Source organism: Mesorhizobium sp. P2_A12 (assembly GCF_056405075.1).
On sequence record NZ_JBFUCU010000003.1, the window covers coordinates 464,833 to 491,116 of the forward strand.

A 26,284-nucleotide genomic window follows, 5' to 3' on the forward strand; every position below is an offset into this window, starting at 1 on the left:
AGCCGAATAGCGTGATCAAAGCAAGTGTGATCACAAATCAAAAATCAGCGGTGGCAGCGATCGTCTTCGGCCAGAGGGTTTGATGAGCGAGGCAGTGGAACAGCAGGGGCAAGAGACCCATGCGCCGGTTCTGACGGCAAGGAACGTCGTCAGGCGGTTCGGCGGCCTCGTCGCCGTCAACGATGTCTCGTTCGACGTCAGGGCAGGAGAAATCCTCGGCCTGATCGGGCCGAACGGCGCCGGCAAGACAACGATGTTCGATCTGCTGGCCGGCAGCATCCTGCCGACCAGCGGCGATATCCTGCTCAATGGCACGCGCGTTTCGGGCGAAGCCGCGCATCTGCGCATCGGTCGCGGCCTTGGCCGCACCTTCCAGATCCCACGCCCGCTGCCCAACCTGACGCTGATCGAAAACATCATGCTCGCGGCGCAAGGCCAGGCCGGCGAAAAGCTGCTTGCCAATTTCGTGACGCCATGGCGGGTGGCGGCGCAGGAGAAAGCTGCCAGGACCAAGGCGCTCGAACTGCTGGAGCTGGTCACCCTCACCCATCTCGCGCATGAACCGGCGCGCGTGCTTTCCGGCGGCCAGCGCAAGCTGCTCGAACTCGCCCGCGTCATGATGGCCGATCCGGCGATCATCCTGCTCGACGAACCGGCGGCCGGCGTCAACGCAACGCTGCTCGAAGTCATCATCGACCGTATCCGCGATATCAACGCGCGCGGCATCACCTTCCTGCTGATCGAGCACAACATCGACATGGTGACGCGGCTCTGCCATCGCGTCCTTGTCATGGCGAGCGGCCAGTTGCTGAGCGAAGGCACGGCGGAAGAGGTCGCCAGCGACCCGCGCGTCATCGAGGCTTATCTCGGAGGCGCGGCATGAGCGAGACGGTCCTAGATGTCCGCAATCTCGAGGCCGGCTACGAGCCCGGCGTGCCGATAGTGCGCGGCACCTCGATCACCGTTAGCAAAGGCGAGATTGTCGTCGTGCTCGGCCCCAATGGCGCCGGCAAGTCGAGCTTCATCAAGGCGATCGCCGGCCTCGTCCCGATCACCGGTGGTACTGTGTTTCTGGACGGCAAGGACATCACCGCCGCACCGGCGCACACCATGGTGCGGCTCGGCCTGGCCTTCGTGCCGCAGACCGAGAACATCTTCCCGCTGATGTCGGTCGAGGACAATCTGAAGGTCGCCTGCGGCATTCTCGAGCGGCGCGAAATCCCTGCCCGCATCGACGAAATGTATGCCGCCTTCCCCGACCTTGTCCGCCAGCGACGGACCGCCGCCGGCAATCTCTCGGGTGGGCAACGGCAGATGCTCGCCGTCGCGCGGGCGCTGATCGTCCATCCCAAGGTGCTGGTGCTAGACGAGCCGTCGGCCGGCCTGTCGCCGAAATTCGTGTCGATGGTGTTCGAGATGCTAGCCGGTATCCGCAAATCCGGTGTCACCATCCTTTTGGTCGAACAGAACGCCAAGGCAGCACTCGCCATCGGCGACCGCGCCTATGTGCTGGTCGAAGGCAAAGACCGGCACGAAGGCATTGCTTCCGAACTGTGGAACGACCCGGTCGTGGCCGAACTCTATCTTGGCCGGCGCCCCCTCAAGGCAGAAAAAGCGCTGCACGCCGATAGGGGAGGCGCGGCATGAGCCTGCAATTCATTGTCGACGGGCTTTTGACCGGCTCGATGATCGGCCTCGGCGCCATCGGCGTGACGCTCACCTATTCGATCCTGCGCTTTTCGAACTTCGCCCATGGCGACTTCATGGCCTGGGGCACCTATGCGACGCTGGCCGTCGTCAGCGCCATCGGCGCGACATTCGGCAAGGTAGCACCGATCGGGCCGCTGTCCTTCGGCTGGCCGCTGATCGTCGCACTGATCGTCGGCATGGCCTTCACCGCTTTGCTGGCGCTGCTGCTCGACAAGGTTCTGTTTGCGCGGCTGCGCTCGCAGGGCCAGGCAATCATCGTGGTGATGGCGAGCTTCGGCGCCTCGATGGCCCTCAGAAGCCTGCTCGAATTCACCTTCACCTCTCGGCCGACCTATTTCAGCCGGGCGATCCAGATCGCCATGCCGGTCGGCTTCGGCATCCGCATCACGCCCGACCAGATCGCGCTGCTACTGCTGACCGCCGTGCTGGTGCTCGGCGTGCATCTGTTGATGACGCGCACGCAGACCGGCCGCTCAATGCAGGCGCTCAGCCAGAATGCGGCACTGGCCCGCATCGTCGGCATTGACGTCGCCAGCGTGGTGCGCGTGACCTGGATCATCGGCGGCGCGCTGGCCTGTGTCGCCGGCGTGATGATCGGCATTCTGGTGCAAATTCGCCCGTTCATGGGCTTCGACATGCTGCTGCCGATGTTCGCCGCCGCCATTCTCGGGGGCATCGGCAGCATTCCCGGCGCCGTGCTCGGCGGCCTGATCATCGGGCTCGCCGAAGCTGGCGCGGTGCAGCTGATCGGCGCCGAATGGCGCGCCGCCGTCTCCTTCATCATCCTGATGGCGGTGCTGTTCGTGCGACCAATCGGCCTGTTCGGTGTGAGGGAACGCTGATGGATCTGCTCGGCTACGGCGCCTTCTTCCTGACCACCGCGCTGATCTTTTCGCTGGTCACGCTGGGGCTCAACCTGCAATGGGGGCTGACAGGGCTGTTCAATGTCGGCCTCGCCGGCTTCGTCGCCATCGGTGCCTACACCTCGGCGCTGCTGACCACACCTGACGATGCCGCGCGACTGGGTGGCTTCGGCCTGCCGATCCTTGTCGGCTGGCTCGGCGCCATGGCCGTCGGCGGCATCGCCGCGGCACTTACCGGCATGGCCACGCTGCGGCTGAGATCCGACTATCTGGCGATCACCACATTCGGCGTCGCCGTCGTCGTGCAGTTGGTCGCGCTCAATGCGCAGAGATTGACCGGCGGCCCGTTCGGCATCGGCTTCATCCCGCGCCCGTTCGGCAGCCTTGCCGAGACGCCGCTGCTGTTCAACCTGTCCAACCTTGCCGTCGTCTTGGCCGTGACGCTGGTCGCTTATCTCGCCCTGGAGCACCTGTCACGCAGCCCGTGGGGCCGCGTCTTGAAGGCGCTGCGCGAGGACGAACGGGCGGCGATCTCGCTGGGCAAGAGCGCGCGCTTCTATCGCGTCCAGGCCTTTGCCGTCGGTGGTGCCATCATGGCGCTGGCCGGCGCACTGCAGGCGCATTTCACCGGCTTCATCGCGCCGGACAATTACCTGCCGATCCTGACCTTCCAGGTTTGGGTGATGCTGATCGTCGGCGGCTCGGGCAGCAATCTCGGCGCCGTCATCGGCAGCATCCTGATCTGGGCGATATGGGCCGGATCGGGCACGTTGACCAGCGTACTTTTCCCGCCGGAACAGCAGGCCCGCGCCGCCGCGCTGCAGATCGCCGCCATCGGCGTCATGCTCTGCGTCATCCTGCTGATCCGGCCGAACGGCCTGTTCGGCGACCGGCCGCGGCGGCCATGGTTCGGCAAGCGGGCGAAGATGGTCGCGGGCAAGAGCAGTTCCGGGTCGTGAAGGCCGTGGTCCGGCAGGAAGCGCATGACGCTTCGCTCTGGCATGCCGTCAGCCGCGATCGTCGCGACCGGCCGGTGCTGCAAGGCGGGCTCGATGTCGATCTCGCCATCGTCGGCGGTGGCTTTTCCGGCCTCTCAACCGCGCTGCACGCCGCCGGGAAAGGTCTGTCGGTCGCCGTTCTCGAAGCCGAAATCATCGCCTGGGGCGCGACCGGCAGGAATGCCGGCTTCGTCGTGCCGAACTTCGCCAAGATGGACCCGGACAACATCATCGGCCATCTCGGCCCCGAGCGTGGTGAACGGCTGATCGATTTTGCCGCCGGCAGCGCCGACCTGGTCTTTGGCCTGATCCGCCGGCACGGCATCGACTGCGACGCCTTGCAGAGCGGATGGATCCAGCCTGCGCATTCGCCCGCCGCGTTCGAGAGGGTCAAATCACGCGCCGGGCAATGGGCGCAGCGCGGCCGGCCCGCCATTGCATTGGACCGTCAAAAAGTCGAAGCGCTGACCGGCGCGCGCGGCTATGTCGGCGGCTGGATGGATCGTTCGGGCGGCGTGCTCAATCCGGTGGACTATGCGCGTGGGCTGGCCGATGCGGCCGAGAAGACCGGCGCGCGCATCTTCGAGCATACGCGCGTCACCGCGCTCGATCGCACGACGGATTGCTGGGTGCTGAAAACGCCAGCGGGCTCGGTACGCGCCGGCAAGGTGCTGATCGCCACCAACGCCTATGGTGGAGCGCTCAATCCGCTGCTGCAACGAACCTATGTTCCGCTCAAGGTTTTCCAGATCGCCACCGCGCCGCTGCCCCGCGAAATCCGCACCCGTCTCCTGCCCGGCGGGCAAGGCGTCGGCGACACCAGGCGCAATCTCTTCACCTTCCGCTTCGACCCCGAGAACCGGCTGATCAGCGGCGGCATGCATATCCTTGGCGCCGGAGCCGATGCGCGCGTGCCGCAGACGATCTGGCGACGGCTCGCCAGGCATCTTGAATTGCCTGACCTGCCGCCGCTTGCCTATAGCTGGTCGGGAATGGCCGCGGTCGAGCCGGACTTCCTGCCGCACCTCCTGGACCTCGGGCCGGGGCTCATTGCCGGTCGCGCCTGCAACGGGCGGGGCATTGCCATGACGACGGCGATGGGCAAGGTGCTGGCCGACTGGGCGACTGGAACCGATGCCCGTGATCTGCCGCTGCCGTGTGCGCTGCCGGCGCCGATCCCGTTCCACGGCTTGTTGCGGCACGCACCCAACATGCTGCTCGGCTGGAGCATGCTGCGCGACCGGTTGGACGAAACGAGATAGGCGGACCTTCACCTGGCCGCGTCAAGGTTTGACGACAGAACAGCGGCTGCCATGGCGATGTCTTGTTCGATAAAGGTCCGGACGGCGGGACCGCTGCGCTGCTCCAGCGCGGCGACGATCTTGCGGTGCGCGTCGTTCGACTGTGGAACGTAACGATCAGCCTGCATCAGCAGCTTGAGATACGGCCCGACCCGACCCCAGAGGTCACGGATCATATTCAGCAGGATCGGCGCGCCGGCATGCTGGTAGATGGCGAAGTGGAAGGCCTCGTTCAACGTGAGATAGCCCCTGGCGTCGCCCGCCTCGATGGCGTGCTGCATGCCTGTGAGCGTAGCGTGGATATCGACCAGCCCGCTTTCGGTCATCCGCGATGCGGCCATCTCGCCCGCCAGACCCTCAACGGCGATGCGGATGCGCGTCAGTTCCTCGAAGGCGGGTGCGGACAGCAAGGGCACGATGACCGAGCGGTTGTTCTGCATCTCGAGCAGCCGCTCGGCGACCAGCCTTTGCAGCGCCTCGCGGATCGGCGTGGTCGATATGCCGAACGTCTCGGCGAGCTTGCGGATGACCAGTGTCTGGCCCGGGCTGAAGCCACCGGAAATCAATTCCTGCTTGAGCGCGCCATAGGCGCGGTCGTTCAAGGTTTGATGTTCAAGCTTCAGCATGCGCGGCCCGCTCCGGTCACCAGTTCGACAGTGCGCGGTCGAGGGTCTCGGCCAGTTGCTCGGCATTGTCCCTGGCAAAGGGCAGCGGCGGTCTGATCTTGAGCACATTGCCGCGCGGACCGCAGGAGGAGATCAGCACGCCGTCCTCGCGCATGGCCTCGACGACTGCCGATGTCTTGCTGGCGGCCAAGGCCTCGTCGCCCTCAGCCGTCAACTCGACACCGAAATAAAGGCCGTTGTGCCTGACGTTGGCGACCATGCCGTGCCGGCCCTTCAGTGAGCCCAGCAGATCAGCCGTATAGGCGCCGACCATGCGTGCATTCTCGATCAGCCCCTCGCCCTCAATCACCTCGAGAACGGCAACGCCGACGGCGGCCGCGACCGGGTTGCCGCCGAAGGTGTTGAAGTAACCGGTGTTCGAGCCGAAGGAGGCAACAAGCTGCGGCCGTACCATCACCGCGCCCATCGGATGCCCGTCGCCGATCGGCTTGCCCATCGTAACGATATCTGGCTCGATGCCATAATTGGCGAAGCCCCACATGCCCTGGCCGAGCCGGCCGAAGCCGGACTGGACCTCATCGGCAATGACGATGCCGCCGGCTTTTTTGACGAGACTTGCCGCCTCGCGCATCACGGCCGCATCGGGAAAGAAGATGCCGTCGCTGGAAAACGCCGAGTCGAGAAGCATTGCCGCGGGACGGACATTGCGTGCGCGCATGTCCTCGATGGCCGCGGCGACGTTTTTCGCGAAATCGCGCGCGGCGCGGCCATGATCGCGGAACGTGTCCGGCGCCGCGACAGTGCGGTGCTGCGCGGGCACCGCTGTCACCCCGACCGCGGCCGGCGACAATTGTGCGGTCGCGATCGTCGCGCCATGGTAGGCGAAGTCGGTGATGATCACCCCGGTGCCGCCGCTGGAATGCTGGGCGATGCGGATGGCAAGGTCGTTGGCCTCGCTGCCGGTGCAGGTGAACATGGCATGGCCGAGATGGGGCGGACAGGTGCCGAGCAACTTCTCGGCGTAGTCGAGGATAATCTCGCTGAGATAGCGTGTGTGCGTGTTGAGCGTCGCTGCCTGCCCCGAAAGTGCCTCGACGACACGCGGGTGGCAGTGGCCGACCGAAGCGACATTGTTGTAGGCATCGAGGAATTTTCGGCCCTGCGCGTCATAGAGCCAGACGCCGCTGCCGCGCACCAGGTGGATCGGGTTGCGGTAGAAGGCGCGGTAGGTCGGGCCAAGCAGCCTCGCCCGGCGCTCGAGCAACGCGCGCTCTTGCGCCGAGGCGCCGGCATCGGCAAGGGCATTTGTAGGCGAGGACTGGGACACGGGCATCTACTCCGGATTGGAATGGTCGAGAAAATAGCGGCGGGCATCGGCGGGCGACAGGCCGTCCAGCCGTTCGAGTGAAGCCCAGACCTCGGTGGCGAGGCGCAGGACATAGTCGCGCTTGGCCGGGAAGCGTTCGGCCTGCCAACTGGCGATGTTGGCGATGAGCGTAAGCCGGGCACGGATCAGGTCGAAAAGGATGCCTAGCTCCTCGGCTTCGAGCGGCTGCACCGATTGATAACCGGCGACGAAGCGCGCCGCCGGCGCCAGTGGATGGCCTTGCGACGGCCAGCGATAGACGGCGCCGATGGCGAGATCGCAGATCAGCGGCGAGTGGATCATGTCGCCAAAGTCGAGAATGCCGCTCACGACCTCCGGCCGCGACGCATCCATCACCACATTGTAGGAGTTCATGTCGTTGTGGACGATCTGGGCGCGCAGTTTCGGGATGACCGGCGCCGCATGTTCCTCGAAAGCGTCGATCGCACGCTCGACCATGGCCCGCCGACCCACGTCGGTGATATGCGACAGCATCGGCCGCGTCTTGGCCACCTTGCGGATATCCCAAAGCAGGTCGCTGCCGGCGGCCGGGTGGAAGAAGCCGCGCAGCGCGCGGCCAAGGCGGGCGAGGAAGATGCCGAGATTGCGATCTTGTGCCGGTGATGCAGGCGACCGCGACAGCAACCGGCCGGGCAGATAGGTGACCAGCCGGACGATGCGTGGCGCCGATCCACCGACGCTGACCGTGAATTGCGCCTCTCCTTGCAGGCTTTTGCACACCGAGGGAACCGGCAAGGTCGGGTCGACCGCAAGGATGTGATCGAGTGCCTTGTTCTGGAAGTCGGTGAAGCCCGCTTCTTCCGCCGGATGGGAGATTTTCAGGACGAACTTGCCCTCGACGTCCGTCTGGATGTGGAAATTGTGGTCGCGTTCCCCAGGCAACGGACGCGCGGTGCCGGCAAGGCCGTAGTGCTGGCGCAGGATGACGAGCGCGTCGGCCGTCGAGACGTCCGGAGCGTCCTCAGTAAGTGTCTCTCCGAAAGCATCGGGCACTGACGCGTTCATGGCCTGGCCTCTGGGTCGATAGGCTCAAGGCCGCACCAGTCGGCGATGAACAGCGCGATCGTCTGGGTGACCTTGCGCACCGAGTCCAGGTCGACGGCCTCGTCATAGCCGTGCGGCATGCGGCAGATCGGGCCGTAGACGATCGCCGGCGTGTCGGCATAGAGGCCAAAGAAACGTGCATCGGTGGTCGCCGAGGTGACGTGTTCCGTAAGCGGCTCGCCCCAGACAGCGGTATGGCTGTGGCGCAGCACGGCTTCCATCTCGTCGGCGCCCTCCAGCACATAGCCCTCGGCCATGAAGCCATTGTAGCTCATCTTGGGCGGCCGATTGGCCAGGAACGGATCGGAGCGGGCCGCATCGGCGATGCACGCCTCAAGCTCTGCTCTGGCATCCTCGAGCTTCTGGCCGGGATAGGTCGCGACCCGCATCTCGAAAACACAGCGCGCCGGAACGCTCGACGTCCATTCGCCGCCTTCGATCTTGCCGAGATTGAAGCGGATCGGGTGCGGATGGTCGCAAAAATGCGGGTCATCGACCTTGCGGGCGTTCCAGACGATTTCGAGCTGCTTCAGCGCCTGGATGATCACGAATGCCTTTTCGATGGCATTGGCGCCGGCCGAAAAAGCGCCCGACGCGTGCTGCGGATCGCCGTCGACCTCGACCCTGAACCAGATCGGCCCGACCTGCGCCCGCATCAGCCTCGGCTCCAACGGCTCGGGGATGAAGGCGGCATCGGCGCGGTATCCGCGCTGCAGGCAGGCGAGAGCGCCATTGCCGGTGCACTCTTCCTCGACGACCGACTGCAGGAACAATTTCGCGGCCGGCTGATAGCCGAGGCTGCGCAACGCGGTCAGCGCGTAAAGACAGGCGGACAGGCCAGCCTTCATGTCGCCGACGCCGCGGCCATGCATCCAGCCGTCCTCGATCACCGGATCGTAGGGATCGCGCGCCCAGCGGTCGAGCGGTCCCGTCGGCACGACATCGATATGGCCGTTGAGGATCAGCGAACGGCCGGTCGCGTTTCTTGGCGCATGGGTGGCAACGACATTGAAGGCATCGTCATAGGACACCGCCACGGGTGAAAAACCCGGCAGGTCGCGAATCGCGGCGACATCGACGCGCCACATGTCGACCGCATAGCCGTCGGCCTCATAGGCAGCCGCCATGAACGACTGCGCGGCATGCTCCTCGCCGCGTTGGGAGGGAAAGCGTACGAGATCGGCCAGGAACGCGACCTGTCGCGCGAAGCCGTCGTCGACCGCGCTGAGAATGGCCTCGTCCGCAATCCGCTCAGGCATCATATTTCACTTTCATCCGGATGGTGTATCATATCTCATATGCCATTCTCATGAAATGCAAGAGGCAGTGCCGCCAAAAAATCCGATCCGGGCCCAGGCGATCTTGTCAGACCATTCGCGGGTGTTGGCATCAGCGGTCGTAAGCCGATACTGCTATCGGGCAGCGATGAAGAGGAATGCGTTGATCCCCGAAGACACGATGCCGGCCGAAATCACCGACCTCGCCATTGGCTACCGGCGCCTGCCGGCGGGCAAGCTCGCCAATGCGGTGACATGGATGGAGGCGCGCGCGCCGCAGCCCGACCTCGCGCAACCCCTGGTCATGACCCGGATCACGACGCTCGACTGCGCGTCCTATCGGGCGATCTTCCTTGAGATCGGCGCCCCCTGGCTGTGGGACCGCGTGTCTGAAATGTCCGACGCCGAGATAACGGATCACTTCGCCGATCCGCGTCAGCATCTCTACTACGGCCATGATGAAGGCGGCGTGCATCTCGGCATGGTCGAATTCTTCGTCGCCGACACCAACGAGATCGAGATCACCTATTTCGGCCTGTTCCCGTCCTTGACCGGCCGCGGTTTCGGCAAGCGACTGATGGCCGGTGCGTTCGAGCAGGCATGGCGCCTGAAACCAGGCCGCATTTGGCTGCACACAAGCAGCTTCGATCATCACAGCGTGACAGGCTTCTACGGCGCCTGTGGATTTGTGCCGTTCGCGTCCGGTTTTGAGATCGTCGACGATCCCCGGATAAAGGGCACCTTGCCGCGCAATGCCGCGCCGCAAATTCCGCTGATCGAAACGGAGTGGAACAGCTGCAGTCCGGAGAACCGACAGGTTGCGCGAGCCTAGATGAGAACAGCTCCGCAACCCACCCCGCACGCGTCGCCGCATCACCGCCGATGGGTCCGTCGCGAGACCATCCTGTCGACGCTGAAGCGCCACATCGACACGCGCATCGTGCTGTTCGCCGCGCCGGCTGGCTTCGGTAAGTCGACGACGATGGCGCAATGGGCTGCGGAGGCGGCGCGACTCGGCCGGCTGACTGCGTGGCTATCCTGCGAGGCATCAGACAATGATGAGGGTGCCTTCCTGTCGCATCTGGTGGGTGGGCTGCGCCACCTCGTACAGAGCCCGGCGGAGCTCGACCTTGCCTTCCAGTCGAGCCCGATCCCGCAGCTTGACGTCGTGCTTGCAGCGCTGGTGGCGGGATTGGCGGCGCGCGAGGCCGACATCACCGTGTTCTTCGACGACTATCACGCCATCGAGGCGCCGGCGGTCAAGCGGTTCATGGAGCGCTTGACCCGGCAGGCGCCGGCCAATGTCGCCTTCGTCATTGGCTCGCGCAGCCTGCCCGACCTGCAGCTCGGCAAGCTCAGGGTGCTGGGCGATGTCTGCGAAATCGGCCCCGACGATTTGCGCTTCGCCTCCTCCGAAGCCGAGGCCTTCTTCAACGAGAAGCTCGGTTTGAGCGTCAGCAGCGGCACCGTGGAGACCTTGTGTTCGCGCACCGAAGGATGGGCCGCCGGCCTGCAGCTCGCCTCGCTATCGCTCAGTGCCGCGCATGCGCCCGAAACCGTCATCGGCAATTTCACCGGCGCCAACCGCAACGTCGCTGATTTCCTGATGGGGGAAGTGTTTCTCGAACTGCCGCCTTCTATCGCGAAGTTCCTGCTCTACAGCTCGATCTTCGAACGCTTCAGCGCCGAGGCCTGCCGGGCGGTGATGCGGGCGGCGGATGCCGAGGCGGCGATCACCGAGATCGAGACGCGCAACCTGTTCCTGGTGCCGCTCGACGAGGAGCGGCGCTGGTTCCGCTATCATCATCTGTTCCGCGACTTCCTCAGCCGCGAGATGGAACGACGCGAACCGGAGATGATCGCGCCGCTGCACGTAGCGGCCGCCGAATGGTTCGGCGAACGCAAGATGCTAACTGAGGCGATCGGCCACGCGCTCGCCGCCGGCGACCGGGCCCGCGCGGCGGTGTTCGTCGAGAACAACGCGCTCGACCTCATCGCCCAGTGCCAGCTTCTCTATGTGCGCCAATTGCTGGCGCTGTTGCCCAAAAAGCTGATCGACCAGCGCATCCGGCTGCAGCTTGTCGTGCTGTGGCTGGCGGTGCACAGCAGCCAACCCGAGCTTGCCCAGCAGACGCTGAGCAATGCGCGCAAGCTGGTCGAGACCGGGCCGGCCGACGGCAAGGATCCCGGCACGTTGACCGGCACCACGATCGATGCGGAACTGGTGGTGCTCGCCGCCGCCGTCCACAGCACGCTGGAGCAGTTCGAGCAGGCGCGCGACACCGCACTTGCGGCCCTGCGCGTCATTGCGCCCGACGCCTGGTTCATGGAAGGCGCGACGGCCAATGTCATCGGCTACAATCTCTATGCGCTGGGCGACCTCGACGGTGCGCGCGCGGCGGTGGACGCGGCGCGCAAGGCGCATGAGCGAAGCGGCAGCCTGCTCGGCGTCACCATCGCCAATTGCTACATGGCCGTCATCGAACGCTCGGCCGGCCGCCTGCCCGCAGCCGAACGGCTGCTGCGCGATGCAATCGCCGAAGCCAGGGCGCGGATCGGTCCGAATTCCTATGCCGAAGCGCTGGCGGGCACGCTGCTTGCCGAACTTGCCTATGAGACCAATGCGTCGAGCGAAGCGCTGACCCTGGTCGAGAATCTCGGGCCGCTGATCGAGGGAGCGGCGGTCATCGTCTATCCGCTCGCCAGCGTTCCGACCTATGCCCGCGTGCTGCAGCTGACCGGTCGCACGGAGGCCGCACTCGATATGCTGGAGCGGGTCTACCAGCGCGTGCGCGGTTCCGTATATCGTCGTCTCGCTTCGGTGCTCGTGCATGATCGCGTCAGGCTGCTGCTCGACCAGAACCGCGGCGCCGAGGCGCGCGCCCTGCTGAACGAGCATCGCCGTGGACGGGCCGAAACCACTCCCACCGTCGCCAACGAATTCGAATTCTTGGCCGAGGGCCGCCTGCTGACGGCGGAGAAATCCTATGCCGATGCGGCGCGGGTCTTCGACATGCTTCTGGAGCGCACGAAAAACGGCTGGCGCATGCGCCGCCATATCCTGGCGCTGATCCAGCGCGCCAAGTGTACCGTGCATGACCCACGCGAAGCCGATCGCTATCTGCTCGAAGCGCTGCGCCTTGCCCACCCCTCTGGTTTCATCCGCTCCTTCGTCGATGAGGGAACGCCCGTCGTCGAAGGGTTGATGCGGCTGCGTGCTACCCAGGCAACGACCGATCCGGCACTCTCAGCCTATGCCACGTGCATCATCGATGCCGCGCAGACGATGCCTGTGGCGACGCGCAGGCCGGCCCCGCCAGCCGCAGAGAAGGAACACCTCACCCAGCGCGAGGCCGAGCTGCTGCGCTGCCTGACGGAAGGCATGTCCAACCGCGATATCGCGCTTGCGCTGTCGGTTAGCGAAACCACGGTGAAGTGGCATCTGAAGAACATTTTCGGCAAGCTGGCGGTGAGCAACCGGGTCCAGGCCGTGCGCGCCGCGCAAGGGTCGGCAAACCTCCAAACCCCTCCGAAAGGAGGGGCATAGATAACAGGCACAACCCCTCTTTCGGGTCGGGCCACACCGATGCAAGCCTGTTAGCGTCACCAGGTTTTTAGAGGACGCTGCGGATGGCGACAGGTTACGTTTTTCACGAACAGCTGATGTGGCATGACACCGGCTCCAGCGCCGACATGATGCCTCCCGGCCGTTTCGTGGAACCCGGCCGGCATCTGGAATCGCCCGGCTCGAAACGTCGGCTGAACAATTTGATCCAGGTCAGCGGCCTGTCGCGCCACCTCGTGCCGATCATTCCCGAGCCGGTTTCGGTCGAGGACCTGCTGCGCGTGCATACCCAACGCCACGTCGACGATATCCGCATGCTCAGCGAACGCGGTTCCGGCTTCGCCGGGCCGCAGGCGCCGATCGGCCTCAACAGTTTCGACATCGCCCTGCTGTCGGCCGGCACCACCTATGCCGCCATGCGCGCCGTGCTGACCGGCCGGGTCGACAACGCCTATGCGCTGGCGCGGCCGCCCGGGCACCATGCCGAGCCAGACCAGGCGTTGGGCAATTGCCTGTTCTCCAACATCGGCGTGTCCGTGCGCCGGCTGCAGCATGAATGCCTGCTTGGCCGCGCGGCGGTGGTCGACTGGGATGTGCATCACGGCAATGGCACCGAGACGGTGTTTTATTCCGACCCGTCGGTGCTGACCATTTCCGTGCACCAGGACAATCTCTATCCGACCGGACGCGGTGCACTGGCCGACAACGGCAAGGACGCCGGCGAAGGCTATAACATCAACATCCCGTTGCCGGCCGGCAGCGGTACCGGCGCTTATGAATCGACCTTCGATCGCGTCATCGCCCCTGCCCTGCGCGCCTACAAGCCGGACCTCGTCATCGTCGCTTCCGGCTTCGACGCATCGGGCTTCGACCCGCTCGGTCGCATGATGCTCAACAGCGAATGCTTCCGGCGCCTTGCCGCACGCATGGTGGCGCTGGCCGCCGAGACATCGAACGGACGCCTGATCATGAGCCATGAAGGCGGCTATTCCGAAGGTTATGTGCCGTTCTGCGGCCATGCCGTCATCGAGACGCTGGCCAACCATCGCACCGAAGTGGTCGACCCGCTGTCGGACCATATCGACGAATGGGCAGGGCAGGAATTGCAACCGCATCAGGCTGAAGTGATCGATGCCGCCGAAGGCCTGCTTGCCGGCCTGCGCCAACGCCTCGCCAGTGCGGCCTGACGCGATGGATTTTGTCGTCACCACGCTCCTCAATGCGCTGACGCTGATCAGCATCCTGATGCTTGTGGGGCTCGGCCTGGCGATCAGCTTCGGCCTGATGAACGTGACCAACCTCGCGCATGGCGAGTTCGTCACCGTCGGGGCCTTCGCGGTCTATTTCGTCCAGAGCATCGGCGGTTCGTTCTGGCTGGGGCTGGCCGCAGCACCGATCGCCGGCGCGGTTGTCGGCTGCATCCTCGAGTTCGCCATCATCCGCCATCTCTATTCGCGGCCGGTCTCGACCGTGCTCGCCACCTGGGGCGTCAGCCTGATCCTGCAGCAAGGGCTGGAACTGACCTTCGGTCTCGGCGCCAAGCCGGTGTCGCCGCCAATCGAAGGCACGCTCGACCTCTTCTTCACCGTCTATCCGGCCTACCGGCTGATCCTGATCGCTATTGCCGCGCTGACCCTGCTCGGCGTCGTGCTGCTGATCAGCCGAACATCGTTCGGCCTCGACATCCGCACCGTTATCCAGAACCGCGAGATGGCCGAGGGCGTCGGCATCAACACGCGGCGCACCTATGCCATCGCCTTCACCTTTGGCGCGGCAATCGCGGGGCTCGCCGGCGGGCTGGTCGCGCCGCTGGCGATCGTGCTGCCGCAGATGGGAGTGAACTATCTCGCCAACGCCTTCTTCGTCGTCATCGTCGGCGGCGTCGGTTCGATCGGCGGCCTAGTCGCCGGCAGCGTCTTCGTCGGCGGCCTGACGAGTGTCCTGAACTACCAGATATCGCCATCGCTGGCACAAGCGATCGTGCTGCTGGCGGCCATCGTCGCCGTGCGGCTGCGGCCCAACGGCCTGTTCAACGGGGCATCGCGATGATCGCCCGGGACCGCAACTGGCTGCTGATCTTCGCCGTCTGCGTGGCGCTCGCCGTGTTCTATCCATTCATTGCCGATGGCTATCAGCTGACGGTGATCCGCGACGCACTGATCTTCGGCCTGTTCGCGGCGAGCCTCGACTTCTTCTGGGGCCGCACCGGCATTCTGTGTTTCGGCCACGCCGCCTTTTTCGGCATTGGCGGCTACATCATGGCGCTGGTCACGCTCAATGACGCCATCCCCTTCGCCAGCCTGCTTGGTATCATCGGCGCTGTGACCGGCGCGGCCTTGGTCGCCGCCATCATCGGGTACTTCCTGTTCTTCGGCGGCATCCGTGGCAGCTATTTCACCATCGTCACGCTGGCCATGGGCGTCATCTGCCAGCAGGCCGCGGTCTCCTGGAGTTCGGTCACCGGCGGTGACAGCGGTTTGATCGGCATCCCGCCGATCGAGTTCGATGTTGGCGGGCTGCATGTCGATCTCAGCCAGGACCTGCCCTCCTACATCTTCGTCACAGCCATCGTCGCGGTGGCCGTGCTCACCCTGTGGTCGATCAGCCGCGGGCGCTGGGGCACGGTGCTCACCGCCATCCAGGACAATGAAGTCCGGGCGGCTGCGCTGGGCCACAACGCGCCCTTGCGGCTGCTCGTCACCTTCGTTCTGTCCGCGGCCATCGCCGGTCTTGCCGGCGCCCTCTATGTCTGCATGGCCGGGCTGGTGGCGCCGGACCTTTCCGGGCTGCTTCTGTCGACGGAAGTCATCGTCTGGGTGGCGGTCGGCGGGCGCGGCACGTTGCTTGGTCCGGTGCTCGGCGCCATCTTCATCCAGCGGGCACAACAGACGATCAGCAGCTTCAACCCGAGCCTGTGGCCGCTGCTGCTCGGCTGCGTCTTCGTCATCATCGTCTTCATCTTGCCGGACGGCATCCTGTCGATCTACGCGCGGCTAAAGGTCCTGTTCAAAGGCCGGAGGCGCGCGCAATGAGCGACGTCCTGCTCCAGGCCGAAAATGTCGGCATCCGCTTTGGCGGCCTGCAGGCGCTGGAAGCGCTTGATCTCACGGTGCGCGACAAGGAGCTTTGCTGCATCATCGGACCGAACGGCGCCGGCAAGAGCACCTTCCTCAACGTGCTGACCGGCACACTGCGCCCGACCAGCGGCAGCGTGCGCTTCCTTGGCCGCGACATCGCCGGCCTGCCGCTGCACCGCATCGCCCGGCTCGGCATCGCCCGCAAGTTCCAGATCCCGTCGGTTTTCCCCAGCCTATCGGTTGAGGACAATCTGAAGGTGGCACGGTGGGGGGCGCCGGCGCCGGTCCGCCCGGTCGCCGAGTTGCTGGAACTGGTCGCGCTCGGCAATCGTGCCGCCACACTGGCCGGCGAACTCGCGCACGGCCAGAAGCAATGGCTGGAGATCGGCATGGCGCTGGCGATCGAGCCAAGGCTGCTGCTGCTCGACGAGCCGACCGCCGGCATGACGCCGCAGGAGACGCTGGCGACGGCCGAGATGCTGCTGCGGCTCAAGGGCGAGTTCTCAATCGTCGCGGTCGAACATGACATCCGCTTCGTGCGGGCGCTGAACTGCGAAACGCTGGTGCTGCATCAAGGGCGCCGGCTGCGCAGCGGTCCTTTCCATGACATCGAGACCGACGAAATCGTCCGCGACGTCTATCTGGGGAGGCGCTGACGATGCTGCGGACAATGGCGATCTCGGCTGGCTACGGCCTGCTCCCGGTTTTGAACGGCATCGACCTCAGCGTCGCGCCGGGCCAAGTCGTCGGCCTGCTCGGCCGCAACGGCGCCGGCAAGACGACGCTGCTGCGTGTCATCGCCGGTGCCTTGCGGGCGAGCGGCGGCGCCATGCTTCTCGGCGACCAGGACCTCACCAATGCGCCGGCCTTCCGGCGCGCGCGGGCAGGCATTGCGCACGTGCCGCAGGGACGAGGCATCTTCAACCAGCTGACCGTGCGGCAAAACCTGGACGTCGGCACACGCGCCGCCAAGGGGCGTGGCGACGGCGACATTCCGGCTGACATCTTCGGCTATTTCCCGATCCTGCGTGAGCGCGAAGGGCAGGTTGCCGGAACGCTCTCGGGTGGCCAGCAGCAGATGCTGGCGATCGGCCGCGCGCTGTGCGGCCTACCATCAGTGCTGCTGCTCGACGAACCCTCGGAAGGCATCCAGCCGAACATTGTGCAGTCGATCGCCGAGCTGGTGCCGCGCATCGCGCGCGAGCGCGGCATCGCGATCATTCTCGTCGAGCAGAATCTCGATCTCGTTCTCAAGGCGGCGGACCGCTGCCTGGTGATGGAGAAGGGCAGGATCGTGCATGAGGGCGCGCCGGACGCGTTCGCCGATGAAACGCTGCTGAAGGATTTGTTGGCTTTGTAAGGCGTGCATGGGGCGCGCCTGGACTGGAAGGGAACACAAAAATGATAAGCAGAAGAACTGTTCTGAAATCGGGCGGCGCCGCGGCCGCCTTCGCCATGGTTGGCGCGCCGTCGATCCTGCGCGCCGCCGACACCGTCAAGGTCGGCCTTTCGATCCCGGTCACCGGATTGCAGGCGATCCTCGGCGAGACGCTGCTCAATTGCTACAAGCTGGCGGCTGCCGAACTCAACGCCGCCAATGGCATTGGCGGCCGCCAGGTCGAATTGTTCATCGAGGACAACCAGACCACGACCAAGGGCGCGATCGACAAGGCACGCAAGCTCCTCAACGAAGACAAGGTCGACGTGATCATGGGCACGATCATCTCGCCCGAGCGCAGCGCGACGCTGTCCGTCACCTCGAAGGCCAAGAAGCTGTTCTTCTACCCGACCAATTTCGAAGGCGGCGAATGCAACCGCTACTTCGTCGCCACCGGCCCGATCCCGATGCAGCAGGTCGACCCGATGATGCCCTGGGTAGCCGAGAACCTCGGCAAGACGATCTATGTCATGGCCTCCGACTATGCCTGGCCGCAGAAGATGACCGAGGCGATCACCGCGGCCTACGAGAAGGCCGGCGGCAAGATCATCGGCGCAGACTACTATCCGTTCGGCACCACGGATTTCGGCCCGGCATTCCAGAAGATCAAGTCGCTGAAGCCCGATGTCGTCTGGTCGATGGTGGTCGGCAACGACGCCGTCACCCAGCTCAAGCAGTATCGCAGCTTCGATATCAAGCAGCCGCTGATCGCGCCGCTCGACGAGGTCTTCAACAAGGACGCGCTGCCAGCCGGCGTGGCGGCCGGCACTTACGCGCCGCAGCCCTACTGGATGGCGCTCGACAATCCGGTCAACAAGAAGTTCATCTCGAGCTTCCGCGAAAAGTTCGGCCAGGAGAAGATGGTCAACGGCATCGGCGAGGCCGGCTACAATGGGCTGCATCTCTACGCGCTGGCCGCCGAGAAGGCCGGATCGCTGAAGGACGACGATGTGCTGGCGGCATTGCCATCGATCGAGTTCGACGCACCGCAAGGCAAGATCCGCGTCGACGCCACCAACAACCACACGCTCTGCCATTCCTATGTCGGCAAGGCGGCGGCAGACGGCATCGGTTACGAGATCGCTAAGGATTTCGGCGTCATCGCGCCGGTGACGCCTTACTGCAAATTGTAGTGAAAAGCTGCCCGGCTCAGGCACCGCAAGGTAGCCTGAGCCGCGCAGACGTCCGACGGCGACGCTTGCGATCAGGCCATCGATTTCGGCAAAGCGGCGGCCAGTGCATCGACTGCCAGCCGTACCTTCAACGGCAGATGCGGCGTCTGCAGCCAAAGTGCGTGACAGTCGTAGAGATATCGCGGCTGATCCGGCAGCAGCGCCACCAGCGCGCCGGCCTGAATGCGCTCGCGCACCAGCCAATAGGGCAACCAGGCAAGGCCCATGCCTTCGGCAGCGGCATCGGCGATGGCATCGAGATCGTCGAGCCTCAGCCGGCCGGTCGGTATGAACTCCTGCGCGGCTTGCCCGTCGCGCACGAACAGCCACGGCTGAACGACCTGGCCGAGCCGGCGGTAGACAATGGCCTGATGGTCGGCGAGATCCTCGATCCGCCGCGGTTCGCCGTGGCGTTGGAGATAGGAGGGTGCTGCGCAGACGACCATGCCCTGGCGCGCGACACGACGCGCGATCACCCCTGCCTTGTCGTCCAGAGCGCCGGTGCGGATGGCAAGATCATAGCCGTCCTCGGCAAGGTCGGCGAAGCGGTCGCTGAGCGACAGGTCGAGTTCCAGCATCGGATATTGCCGCGCCAGCCGCAGCAGTGTGGGTGTCACGCAGTGGCGACCGAAATGTGCCGGCATGGTGACGCGCAGTTTGCCCCGCGGTTCGGAAAACTGGTCGGCGGCGAGCGCATCGGCGGCTTCGGCCTCGGCCAGCACCACCCGGCAGCGCTCATAATAGGCGCGTCCGAAGTCGGTCAGGCTCTGCCGGCGCGTGGTCCGATTGAGCAGCCGCACCCCCAGCCGCTCCTCGAGAAACCGGACATGCTTGCCGACCATCGGTCCGGATAGATCGAGCGCGACCGCCGCGGCCGCGAACGAGCCAAGGTCGACCGCCCTGACAAACACGGCCATGCTCTCAAGCCGATCCATATTCGGAACTCCTGGTTTCTACTGTTCTGCCTGCATAGCCATTTATCGCCGATAATCTTGTATGCATAGCTCATTCGGTTCAGATAATTTGGAGTAACCCGAATGGCACGTCTTGTTCGCTTCCACCAGCATGGTGGCCCCGAGGTCCTGCGCATCGAGGATGTCGAGCTTCCCGGACCGGGGCCGGGCGAAGTTCAAATCCGCGTCAAAGCATTCGGCCTCAATCGCGCCGAGGCATTGCTGCGCGCGGGTGCCTATATCGAGACGCCGACGCTGCCCTCGGGGCTTGGCCTAGAGGCTGCGGGCATCATCGAGGCGGTGGGCGAAGGTGTGACGGATTTTGTGCCAGGCGACAGCGTCAGCGTCATCCCGCCGCAATCGATGACCCGCTGGCCCGCCTATGGCGAGCTCGTCACCTATCCCGCCGGGCTCGTCGTCAAGCACCCGCCCTCGCTCGACTGGCCAATGGCGGCGGCGGTCTGGATGCAATATCTCACCGCCTATGGCGCGCTGATCGATATCGCCGGGCTGCACAGCGGAGATTTGGTCGTCATCACCGCGGCATCGAGCAGTGTCGGGCTTGCCGCGATCCAGATCGCCAACAGGACTGGCGCCACCGCGATTGCGGTGACGCGGACATCGGCCAAGAAGCAGGCCCTGCTCGATGCCGGTGCGGCTTACGTCGTGGCGGCGACAGAGGAGGATCTGGCCGCACGGCTCGATGAAATCGCCGGGCCGCAAGGCGTGCGCGTCGTGTTCGATGCGACCGGCGGCCCGATCTTCGAGCCGCTGACGGCGGCGATGTCGCGGGGTGGCATTCTCATCGAGTATGGAGGCCTCAGCCCGGAGCCGACGCCGTTCCCGTTGTTCGCCGTGCTGGCCAAGACGCTGACGCTGCGCGGTTATCTCGTCCATGAGATCACCGGCAACCCGGCGAAGCTGGAAGCGGCCAAAGCGTTCATCCTCGAAGGTCTGGGGACCGGCGCGCTGAGGCCGATCATCGACAGAACTTTCCCGTTCGAGCAAATCGTCGAGGCGCATCGCTTCCTGGAATCGAACCGGCAGTTCGGAAAGATTGTGGTGACGGTTTGAGCAACAATCCCTTGAAGGCGCGCCTCTGCATTCCTAATTGCCTTGTGCGGGCCGGGCCCCTCTGACTGTCGCTTCTTTGGCGATCGTGATGTCGGACCGCTGTAACGGGCCCGTTTCCATTCTTTGCGGTCAAGCGGGCTCATTCTTTTTTGGTTTGGAGCCCCTCATGACATCTTCCCTCCTTGGTTTGGTTTGCCCTTCCTGCCGCGTCGCGCTCGTGATGAGCGAACGCCAGGGGATCGAGATCGATTATTGTCCGCAGTGCCGCGGCGTCTGGCTTGATCGCGGCGAACTGGACAAGATCATCGAGCGTTCCGGCAGGGACGCTGCGCCTGTGCAACAGCCACAGCCGGGAGCATTCTCCCAGCCGCAACATGGCCAAGGGCGCGATGACGATTATTCCCGCTCGCAGGGCCACCGCTATCCGAAGCGGAAGAAATCATTCTTCGAAGAGTTGTTCGATTGACCGCATGACGCCCGGTACCCTGGCGGGTTTGCTGAAGATTTCCGAAAACCACATCGATAAAGGCCAATCCCGATGACTTCTCGCACAAGTCGATTTGCCGCCCTCTTTGCAGGGCTGTTGCTTGCATTCTCCATGGTCGCGATGGATCACGCCGAGGCTCGTCGCGGCGGCAGTTTCGGCAGTCGTGGCACGCGTACGTTCCAATCGGCATCGCCGACCAGAACGGCACCAGCGCCGATCGCTCCGGTCGAGCGTTCGATGACGCCCAACACCGGCGTGAACACTTCGGCACGGCAACCGCAGGCCGGGTTGGAGAGGCCCGGCTTCATGAGCGGTTTCGGTGGAACGATGATGCGCGGCCTGCTGCTCGGTGGCCTGATCGGCCTGCTCGTCGGCCAAGGCTTCGGCGGCCTGGCCGGCATGTTCGGTTTCCTGCTTCAGGCCCTGCTGATAGGTGGCGCAATCATGCTGGCCATTCGCTTTTTCCGCTCGCAATCCGCGGGCGGCCCTGCCTCGGCACTGGCCGGTGCAGGCAATGCCCAGGCTTCCAATGCCCAGGGTTCGAGATTTGAGAACCGCGCGACGCCACAGCAGCAGGCGGACACTCAACGCTCCTTCACCATTCCCGGCTTTGGCGGCGGTTCCGGCGGAGGCTCTCCAGCCACCGGTTCCGAGGAGATTACGCTAGCTCAGACCGACCTCGACGCATTCCAGCAGCTGTTGACTGACGTCCAGGAAGCATTCGGGCGTGAAGACCATGCCGCCCTGCGCCGGGCGACGACCCCCGAGATGGTGTCCTATCTGTCCGAAGAGCTGGCCGACAATGCCCAGAAAGGTCTCAGGAACGACGTATCGGACATCACTTTGCTGCAGGCCGACATCGCGGAAAGCTGGCGCGAGGATGACCGCGATTACGCCACCGCCGCACTGCGCTACGAGTCTCGTGACGTGATGCGCGAACGGGCCAGCGGCAAGGTCGTCGAGGGCGACGGTGAGCATCCGACAGAGACGACCGAGTTGTGGACATTCATGCGTGAGAATGGCTCGAGTTGGAAGCTCTCGGCAATCCAACAGGCTTGAGCCCCGGCCAGTTTTGTTCCGGGGCTTCGACAGTAGTTGCGGGCGTTCAGCGCACGTTCTTGACGCACACCGGCGTGCCGATCTCGATGGCCCGTCCGGTGCCGGTCAGCATGCCGCCGTCGGCATCGCGCCCTGAAAATACGGCACCTCACGATTCAAGCGGCCGATAAATACCAGACAGGCATTGGGCATTGTTTGCTCCCCTGCCCGCCGGCGCTTCGGCGCGCGGGAACGGCCAAGATTTCGCCTGTTCATGCTTGCAACGCAGCCCCATATGTGAAAATACTATTTACAAAAGAAGATTGACCGGAGGAAACGTCGTGCTTTCAGGCGCTTTGATGCGTGCTCCAGCACCTCTGCGGTGCCCGCCACAGGGCCGGCGGAGCCGGCCATGAACGATTTCGCGCCCACCGTCGGCGTCGCCTCGACGCACCCCGCCAACATGCCCGAGGAGCACGCCGCCCTGCCGGTGTGGAATGCCGAAAACTGGTTTTACGAGGACTGGCCGGTCGGCCAGAAAATCCGCTCATTGCGGCGCACCATGGCAGAAGGCGACAGCCACCTTTTCAACACGCTGGTGCTCGACATCCACCCCTATGTGCAGGATCAGATGTTTGCCGAGACGGAAGGCATTTTCGGCAAGCGGCTGATCGCCGGTGCTTTCGTTTTTTCGGCTGGCCTGGGACTGGTCGCCACCAATTGTATCAACGCCTTTTCCTATGGTTACGACAGGCTGCGTTTCATAAAGCCCGTGTTCATTGGTGACACGATCTATTCGATCCGCTCCAACCTCGACAAGCAGCCGCGCTACAAGGAGATGGGGCTGATCCGCGCCAGCTACGAGGTGTTCAAGGGCGAAGGTGAGCTCGTTCTCTACTGCGAGCATCTGCAGACGGTGAAGTACCGTAACCCGGCCGACTTCGTCGGCAAGACGGAGAAATAGCGATGCCGGCAGCAGCCGAATTGCCGCTAGCCGGTCTCGTCGTCGTCGACATGAGCCAATTCCTGTCCGGGCCCTACTGCTCGCTCAGGCTGCTCGACCTCGGCGCCCGCGTCATCAAGATCGAGCGTCCGGATGGCGGCGACCTGTCGCGCCGGCTTTATCTCAGCGACACCGAGATCGGCGGCGATTCGACGATCTTCCACGCCATCAATCGGGCCAAGGAAAGTTTTGCCATCGACCTCAAGAACGAGGCCGATCTCAAGGTGCTGCGCGGCCTCCTGGCCAAGGCCGATGTACTGATCCAGAATTTCCGGCCGGGCGTCATCGAGCGGCTGGGTCTCGACTACGAGGCCGTCCGCAAGATCAACCCGCGGCTGGTCTATGCCTCGATCAGCGGCTATGGCGAGGACGGCCCATGGGTCAAGCGACCCGGCCAGGATCTGTTGGCGCAGTCGCGCTCCGGTGTGATGTGGCTCAACGGCGACGAGGACCAGGGCCCGGTGCCGTTTGGCCTCGCCATCGGCGACATGCTCGCGGGTGCCGCCTGCGCGCAAGGCATCCTGGCAGCGCTTGTGCGGCGCGGCATCACCGGCCAGGGAAGCCATATCGAAACCAGCCTGCTGGAAGCGCTGGTCGATTTCCAGTTCGAGGTGCTGACCACGCATCTCAATGACGGCCGCCGCTTGCCGCGGCGCTCCAGCTTCCGCAGCGCGCATGCCTATCTCTCGGCGCCTTACGGCGTTTACGCGGCCAAGGATGGTTACCTCGCCATCGCCATGACGCCGATCCCCAAGCTGGGCGACCTGCTGTCGCTCGGCGAACTGGCGCCCTATCGCGACAAGCCGGCATCGTGGTTCACGGCGCGCGACGACATCAAGACGATCATCGCACAAAGGATCGCCACCAAGACCATCGACGAGTGGCTTGATATCCTGGAGCCGGCGGACATCTGGTGCGCCAAGGTGCTGACCTGGCCGGAAATGCTGGCAAGCGAAGGGTTCCAGTCGCTCGACATGCTGCAGACGGTGACGCGCGAGGACGACGTCTCGATCCTCACCACCAGTTCGCCACTGAGGGTCGATGGTATCAGAGCCAAGGTCGACCGGGCGGCACCGCGCATCGGCGAGCACAGTGCTGCAATCCGCGAGGAGTTCGGCCTGTGAGCCTGCCCACGCCCGTGCCCGCCCTCAGGGGCATGACCTGGAGCCATCCGCGCGGCTACGATCCGATGGTCGCCTGCTCGTCGCTGTGGAAACAGAAGTCCGGCGTTGCCATAGAATGGGACAAGCGTTCGCTGCAGGATTTCGAGTCCTTCCCGGTCGAGGAACTGGCGCGGGCCTATGACCTCATCGTCGTCGATCATCCGCATGTCGGCCAGATCACGGCGGAGCGCTGCCTCGAGCCGCTCGACGTCGCCGGCCGCGAGGCGGAGCGCGCAGCCCTTGCCTCGGGCAGCGTCGGAAAATCCTATCCGAGCTACAGCTGGCAGGGGCGGCAGTGGGCGTTCCCAATCGATGCGGCCAGCCAGGTCCAGGCATGGCGTCCGGATGCGCTCGATGCGCCGCCATCGCGTTGGAGCGAGGTGCTCGACCTCGCTCGGCAAGGCCGCGTGCTGTTGCCGCTGCGGCCGCCCCACGCGCTGATGGTCTTCTACACGCTTGCCAGCAATCTCGGTCATGCCTGCGCGACCGATCCCTCCCACGATCTCATCGACATTGAGACCGGCAGCGACGTCTTCGAGGCTATGCGCGAGATCGCGGCACTGGTCGACCCGGCCTGCTTTGACATGGATCCGATCGCCGTCTCGGAGCGCATGGCAGAGACGGATTCCAGAATCGTCTGCGCGCCGCTGATCTATGGTTACGTCTCCTATGCGACGGCTGGGTTCCGCCCGCACCGCTTGGCCTTCGCCGATATCCCGGTCATCGGCGCCGGCGGTCCCATCGGTTCGGCGCTTGGAGGCACCGGCATAGCGGTTTCAGCCTTTTCCAAGGCAAAGGATGCAGCGATCGACTTCGCCTACTGGGTCGCCAGTGGCGATGTCCAGCGCGGTGCCTATGCCGCCGCCGGCGGCCAGCCCGGCCACGCCGCCGCGTGGGAAGATCAGACGGTCAACGCCGCGACCGGCAACTTTTATCGCGGCACGCGCGTGACGCTGGAAGGCGCATGGGTGCGGCCGCGCCATGATGGTTACATGGCATTCCAGCAGGCGGCGTCCGACCGCATCGTCGCCGGCCTGACATCCAGGCACCGGGCTGGCCAGGTCGTTGCCGATGTTAATCGCCTGTTCCGGGAGAGTGCTCCGGCGCAGGTGTCCGGAGCGTGAACGAACCCGGCTAGAGCAATTCACAGTTTCACGGAAACGGCGAGCCACTCTAACACTTTGTTTTGACGCAATTCCGGACGGAAAACCGTTTCACACTTTTCCTGGACTTGCTCTAATCGAGCCGCCACAGCTTGCGGGCATTCGCGAACAAGAGCCTGTCGCGTTCATCGACGCTGCAGCCTGACAGCAGCGCATGGGTCGCCGCCGCCCAGGTCGAGAGGCCGCCGCCAAGCGTGCAGACCGGCCAGTCGCTGCCCCAGACGACGCGATCCCAGCCGAACGCATCGATGGTGTGTTCGACATAGGGCCGGAGCGTCCCGGCCGTCCAACTGCCGGGATCGGCATAGGCGACGACGCCGGAAATCTTGGCCATGACATTCGGGCGGCGCGCGATCTCGCTCATGTGTTCGCGCCATGGAGGTTCGCCATTGCCCTTGATATCGGGGACGCCGCAATGGTCGAGCACGAACTGGACATCGGGCGCCAGGTCGGCAAGCGCGATCGCCTTGGGAATCTGGTGCGGCAGCACGACCAGATCGAAGGTCAGGCCGGTGCCGGCAAGCCGCTTGATGTTGTCCCGAAACAGAGCGCCTTCCGAGAGTTCGTCGGGCACGACATGGAGGACGCGGCGGAAACCCTTGACGAAGGGATTTGCCCGTTGCCGGTCGAGATAGGCTGCAAAGTCTGCTTCTTCCGGCCGGCAGGACGCGATCGCACCGGCCAGCATGCTGCCAGGCTGCCGCGACAGCCCTTCGACGCGATCAGTCTCGGCTTCGATGTCCGCTGGATCGACGTCGACCTCCATATGCAGCACGCGCCCGACGCCGACGCGGTGGGCCTCCACGGCGTATTCTTCGTAGGAAAAATCACGGTTGAGCGCCGGCACGCCGGCAAGCCAGGGATAGCGCAGCACCGAACGATCGATGAGATGCAGATGGGTGTCGATGATCACTTTGGCTCCTCCTCTTTGGCTGCTCAAATCAT

25 protein-coding genes are annotated in these 26,284 nt (G+C 64.7%); 19 read left to right on the forward strand and 6 right to left on the reverse strand.

Annotated elements, in window-relative coordinates; genetic code table 11:
* The first annotated feature begins 82 nt into the window (after positions 1-82).
* From AC1DZU_RS09795 to AC1DZU_RS09815, 5 genes are read left to right on the forward strand one after another with little or no spacing between them, the layout of a single operon-like run.
* Positions 83-883 (forward strand): ABC transporter ATP-binding protein, encoded by an 801-nt coding sequence (locus AC1DZU_RS09795; protein ID WP_477284035.1) that lies wholly within the window; start codon positions 83-85, stop codon positions 881-883.
* On the forward strand, positions 880-1,647 hold the full coding sequence (locus AC1DZU_RS09800) for a branched-chain amino acid ABC transporter ATP-binding protein (RefSeq protein ID WP_477284037.1): 768 nt from the start codon (positions 880-882) through the stop codon (positions 1,645-1,647). The genes AC1DZU_RS09795 and AC1DZU_RS09800 overlap by 4 nt, the downstream gene beginning before the upstream one ends.
* Positions 1,644-2,552: a branched-chain amino acid ABC transporter permease gene (locus AC1DZU_RS09805; RefSeq protein WP_477225871.1), complete on the forward strand. Its 909-nt coding sequence runs from the start codon at positions 1,644-1,646 to the stop codon at positions 2,550-2,552. Before AC1DZU_RS09800 ends, AC1DZU_RS09805 begins: the two co-directional genes overlap by 4 nt.
* Positions 2,549-3,532: a branched-chain amino acid ABC transporter permease gene (locus AC1DZU_RS09810; protein WP_477284219.1), complete on the forward strand. Its 984-nt coding sequence runs from the start codon at positions 2,549-2,551 to the stop codon at positions 3,530-3,532. Before AC1DZU_RS09805 ends, AC1DZU_RS09810 begins: the two co-directional genes overlap by 4 nt.
* Entirely contained in the window at positions 3,529-4,833 is a 1,305-nt protein-coding gene (locus tag AC1DZU_RS09815) for an NAD(P)/FAD-dependent oxidoreductase (protein WP_477284040.1), read from the forward strand. Before AC1DZU_RS09810 ends, AC1DZU_RS09815 begins: the two co-directional genes overlap by 4 nt.
* Before the next feature lie 8 nt (positions 4,834-4,841).
* On the opposite strand, the gene AC1DZU_RS09820 is transcribed toward AC1DZU_RS09815, so the two are convergent.
* Genes AC1DZU_RS09820 through AC1DZU_RS09835 form a run of 4 tightly spaced genes read right to left on the reverse strand, consistent with a single transcriptional unit; the run spans position 4,842 to position 9,188 of the window.
* On the reverse strand, positions 4,842-5,498 hold the full coding sequence (locus AC1DZU_RS09820) for a GntR family transcriptional regulator (RefSeq protein WP_477284042.1): 657 nt from the start codon (positions 5,496-5,498) through the stop codon (positions 4,842-4,844).
* A 16-nt stretch (positions 5,499-5,514) separates the two neighbouring features.
* Entirely contained in the window at positions 5,515-6,831 is a 1,317-nt protein-coding gene (locus AC1DZU_RS09825; protein WP_477284044.1) for an aspartate aminotransferase family protein, read from the reverse strand.
* On the reverse strand, positions 6,832-7,890 hold the full coding sequence (locus AC1DZU_RS09830; RefSeq protein ID WP_477284046.1) for a phosphotransferase: 1,059 nt from the start codon (positions 7,888-7,890) through the stop codon (positions 6,832-6,834).
* Positions 7,887-9,188 carry an ArgE/DapE family deacylase gene (locus AC1DZU_RS09835; protein ID WP_477284048.1) on the reverse strand — a complete coding sequence of 434 codons (1,302 nt, stop codon included), beginning with the start codon at positions 9,186-9,188 and terminating at the stop codon, positions 7,887-7,889. Before AC1DZU_RS09835 ends, AC1DZU_RS09830 begins: the two co-directional genes overlap by 4 nt.
* Positions 9,189-9,369: 181 nt before the next feature.
* Here AC1DZU_RS09835 and AC1DZU_RS09840 point away from each other — a divergent pair, with 181 nt between their 5' ends.
* The 8 genes from AC1DZU_RS09840 to AC1DZU_RS09875 all read left to right on the forward strand — a co-directional run bounded on the left by AC1DZU_RS09840 (position 9,370) and on the right by AC1DZU_RS09875 (position 18,419).
* Complete coding sequence (locus tag AC1DZU_RS09840) at positions 9,370-10,038, forward strand: GNAT family N-acetyltransferase (RefSeq protein WP_477284050.1); 669 nt, start codon at positions 9,370-9,372, stop codon at positions 10,036-10,038.
* On the forward strand, positions 10,039-12,753 hold the full coding sequence (locus AC1DZU_RS09845) for a winged helix-turn-helix domain-containing protein (RefSeq protein WP_477284052.1): 2,715 nt from the start codon (positions 10,039-10,041) through the stop codon (positions 12,751-12,753). It abuts the gene before it with no gap.
* Between the two features lie 83 nt (positions 12,754-12,836).
* On the forward strand, positions 12,837-13,958 hold the full coding sequence (locus AC1DZU_RS09850) for a class II histone deacetylase (protein WP_477284054.1): 1,122 nt from the start codon (positions 12,837-12,839) through the stop codon (positions 13,956-13,958).
* A gap of 4 nt (positions 13,959-13,962) precedes the next feature.
* Positions 13,963-14,820: an urea ABC transporter permease subunit UrtB gene (gene urtB / locus AC1DZU_RS09855; protein ID WP_184871602.1), complete on the forward strand. Its 858-nt coding sequence runs from the start codon at positions 13,963-13,965 to the stop codon at positions 14,818-14,820.
* A complete protein-coding gene (locus AC1DZU_RS09860) occupies positions 14,817-15,803 on the forward strand; it encodes a branched-chain amino acid ABC transporter permease (protein ID WP_477284057.1) in 987 nt (328 codons plus the stop codon). The genes urtB and AC1DZU_RS09860 overlap by 4 nt, the downstream gene beginning before the upstream one ends.
* Positions 15,800-16,504, forward strand: a complete 705-nt coding sequence (locus AC1DZU_RS09865; protein WP_477284059.1) for an ATP-binding cassette domain-containing protein — start codon at positions 15,800-15,802, stop codon at positions 16,502-16,504. Before AC1DZU_RS09860 ends, AC1DZU_RS09865 begins: the two co-directional genes overlap by 4 nt.
* Before the next feature lie 2 nt (positions 16,505-16,506).
* Complete coding sequence (locus tag AC1DZU_RS09870) at positions 16,507-17,208, forward strand: ABC transporter ATP-binding protein (protein ID WP_477284061.1); 702 nt, start codon at positions 16,507-16,509, stop codon at positions 17,206-17,208.
* A gap of 41 nt (positions 17,209-17,249) precedes the next feature.
* A complete protein-coding gene (locus AC1DZU_RS09875) occupies positions 17,250-18,419 on the forward strand; it encodes a substrate-binding protein (RefSeq protein WP_477284063.1) in 1,170 nt (389 codons plus the stop codon).
* 71 nt (positions 18,420-18,490) lie between these two features.
* Here AC1DZU_RS09875 and AC1DZU_RS09880 read toward each other — a convergent pair whose 3' ends face one another.
* Positions 18,491-19,393 (reverse strand): LysR family transcriptional regulator, encoded by a 903-nt coding sequence (locus AC1DZU_RS09880; protein ID WP_477284065.1) that lies wholly within the window; start codon positions 19,391-19,393, stop codon positions 18,491-18,493.
* 102 nt (positions 19,394-19,495) lie between these two features.
* Between AC1DZU_RS09880 and AC1DZU_RS09885 the strand changes: the two genes are divergently transcribed.
* The 6 genes from AC1DZU_RS09885 (at position 19,496) to AC1DZU_RS09910 (ending at position 25,300) form a co-directional block, all read left to right on the forward strand.
* Positions 19,496-20,485 (forward strand): zinc-dependent alcohol dehydrogenase family protein, encoded by a 990-nt coding sequence (locus tag AC1DZU_RS09885; protein ID WP_477284068.1) that lies wholly within the window; start codon positions 19,496-19,498, stop codon positions 20,483-20,485.
* A 166-nt stretch (positions 20,486-20,651) separates the two neighbouring features.
* Positions 20,652-20,951, forward strand: a complete 300-nt coding sequence (locus tag AC1DZU_RS09890) for a TFIIB-type zinc ribbon-containing protein (protein WP_477284070.1) — start codon at positions 20,652-20,654, stop codon at positions 20,949-20,951.
* A gap of 72 nt (positions 20,952-21,023) precedes the next feature.
* Complete coding sequence (locus AC1DZU_RS09895) at positions 21,024-22,031, forward strand: Tim44 domain-containing protein (protein ID WP_477284072.1); 1,008 nt, start codon at positions 21,024-21,026, stop codon at positions 22,029-22,031.
* Between the two features lie 391 nt (positions 22,032-22,422).
* A complete protein-coding gene (locus tag AC1DZU_RS09900; RefSeq protein ID WP_477284074.1) occupies positions 22,423-22,974 on the forward strand; it encodes a MaoC family dehydratase in 552 nt (183 codons plus the stop codon).
* Between the two features lie 2 nt (positions 22,975-22,976).
* Entirely contained in the window at positions 22,977-24,137 is a 1,161-nt protein-coding gene (locus AC1DZU_RS09905) for a CaiB/BaiF CoA transferase family protein (RefSeq protein WP_477284076.1), read from the forward strand.
* 32 nt (positions 24,138-24,169) lie between these two features.
* The gene (locus tag AC1DZU_RS09910) at positions 24,170-25,300 is read left to right on the forward strand and encodes an extracellular solute-binding protein (protein WP_477284221.1); all 1,131 of its coding nucleotides are present in this window, start codon (positions 24,170-24,172) and stop codon (positions 25,298-25,300) included.
* Positions 25,301-25,412: 112 nt separating this feature from the next.
* Here AC1DZU_RS09910 and AC1DZU_RS09915 read toward each other — a convergent pair whose 3' ends face one another.
* A complete protein-coding gene (locus tag AC1DZU_RS09915; RefSeq protein ID WP_477284078.1) occupies positions 25,413-26,252 on the reverse strand; it encodes an amidohydrolase family protein in 840 nt (279 codons plus the stop codon).
* Positions 26,253-26,284: the final 32 nt, after the last annotated feature.

Coding starts and splice junctions, on each gene's coding strand:
- AC1DZU_RS09795 (WP_477284035.1), top strand. CDS start 83: ATGAGCGAGGCAGTGGAACAGCAGGGGCAAGAGACCCATGCGCCGGTT.
- AC1DZU_RS09800 (WP_477284037.1), top strand. CDS start 880: ATGAGCGAGACGGTCCTAGATGTCCGCAATCTCGAGGCCGGCTACGAG.
- AC1DZU_RS09805 (WP_477225871.1), top strand. CDS start 1,644: ATGAGCCTGCAATTCATTGTCGACGGGCTTTTGACCGGCTCGATGATC.
- AC1DZU_RS09820 (WP_477284042.1), bottom strand. CDS start 5,498: ATGCTGAAGCTTGAACATCAAACCTTGAACGACCGCGCCTATGGCGCG.
- AC1DZU_RS09825 (WP_477284044.1), bottom strand. CDS start 6,831: ATGCCCGTGTCCCAGTCCTCGCCTACAAATGCCCTTGCCGATGCCGGC.
- AC1DZU_RS09830 (WP_477284046.1), bottom strand. CDS start 7,890: ATGAACGCGTCAGTGCCCGATGCTTTCGGAGAGACACTTACTGAGGAC.
- AC1DZU_RS09835 (WP_477284048.1), bottom strand. CDS start 9,188: ATGCCTGAGCGGATTGCGGACGAGGCCATTCTCAGCGCGGTCGACGAC.
- AC1DZU_RS09845 (WP_477284052.1), top strand. CDS start 10,039: ATGAGAACAGCTCCGCAACCCACCCCGCACGCGTCGCCGCATCACCGC.
- AC1DZU_RS09850 (WP_477284054.1), top strand. CDS start 12,837: ATGGCGACAGGTTACGTTTTTCACGAACAGCTGATGTGGCATGACACC.
- urtB (WP_184871602.1), top strand. CDS start 13,963: ATGGATTTTGTCGTCACCACGCTCCTCAATGCGCTGACGCTGATCAGC.
- AC1DZU_RS09860 (WP_477284057.1), top strand. CDS start 14,817: ATGATCGCCCGGGACCGCAACTGGCTGCTGATCTTCGCCGTCTGCGTG.
- AC1DZU_RS09865 (WP_477284059.1), top strand. CDS start 15,800: ATGAGCGACGTCCTGCTCCAGGCCGAAAATGTCGGCATCCGCTTTGGC.
- AC1DZU_RS09870 (WP_477284061.1), top strand. CDS start 16,507: ATGCTGCGGACAATGGCGATCTCGGCTGGCTACGGCCTGCTCCCGGTT.
- AC1DZU_RS09875 (WP_477284063.1), top strand. CDS start 17,250: ATGATAAGCAGAAGAACTGTTCTGAAATCGGGCGGCGCCGCGGCCGCC.
- AC1DZU_RS09880 (WP_477284065.1), bottom strand. CDS start 19,393: ATGGATCGGCTTGAGAGCATGGCCGTGTTTGTCAGGGCGGTCGACCTT.
- AC1DZU_RS09885 (WP_477284068.1), top strand. CDS start 19,496: ATGGCACGTCTTGTTCGCTTCCACCAGCATGGTGGCCCCGAGGTCCTG.
- AC1DZU_RS09890 (WP_477284070.1), top strand. CDS start 20,652: ATGACATCTTCCCTCCTTGGTTTGGTTTGCCCTTCCTGCCGCGTCGCG.
- AC1DZU_RS09895 (WP_477284072.1), top strand. CDS start 21,024: ATGACTTCTCGCACAAGTCGATTTGCCGCCCTCTTTGCAGGGCTGTTG.
- AC1DZU_RS09900 (WP_477284074.1), top strand. CDS start 22,423: ATGAACGATTTCGCGCCCACCGTCGGCGTCGCCTCGACGCACCCCGCC.
- AC1DZU_RS09905 (WP_477284076.1), top strand. CDS start 22,977: ATGCCGGCAGCAGCCGAATTGCCGCTAGCCGGTCTCGTCGTCGTCGAC.
- AC1DZU_RS09910 (WP_477284221.1), top strand. CDS start 24,170: ATGACCTGGAGCCATCCGCGCGGCTACGATCCGATGGTCGCCTGCTCG.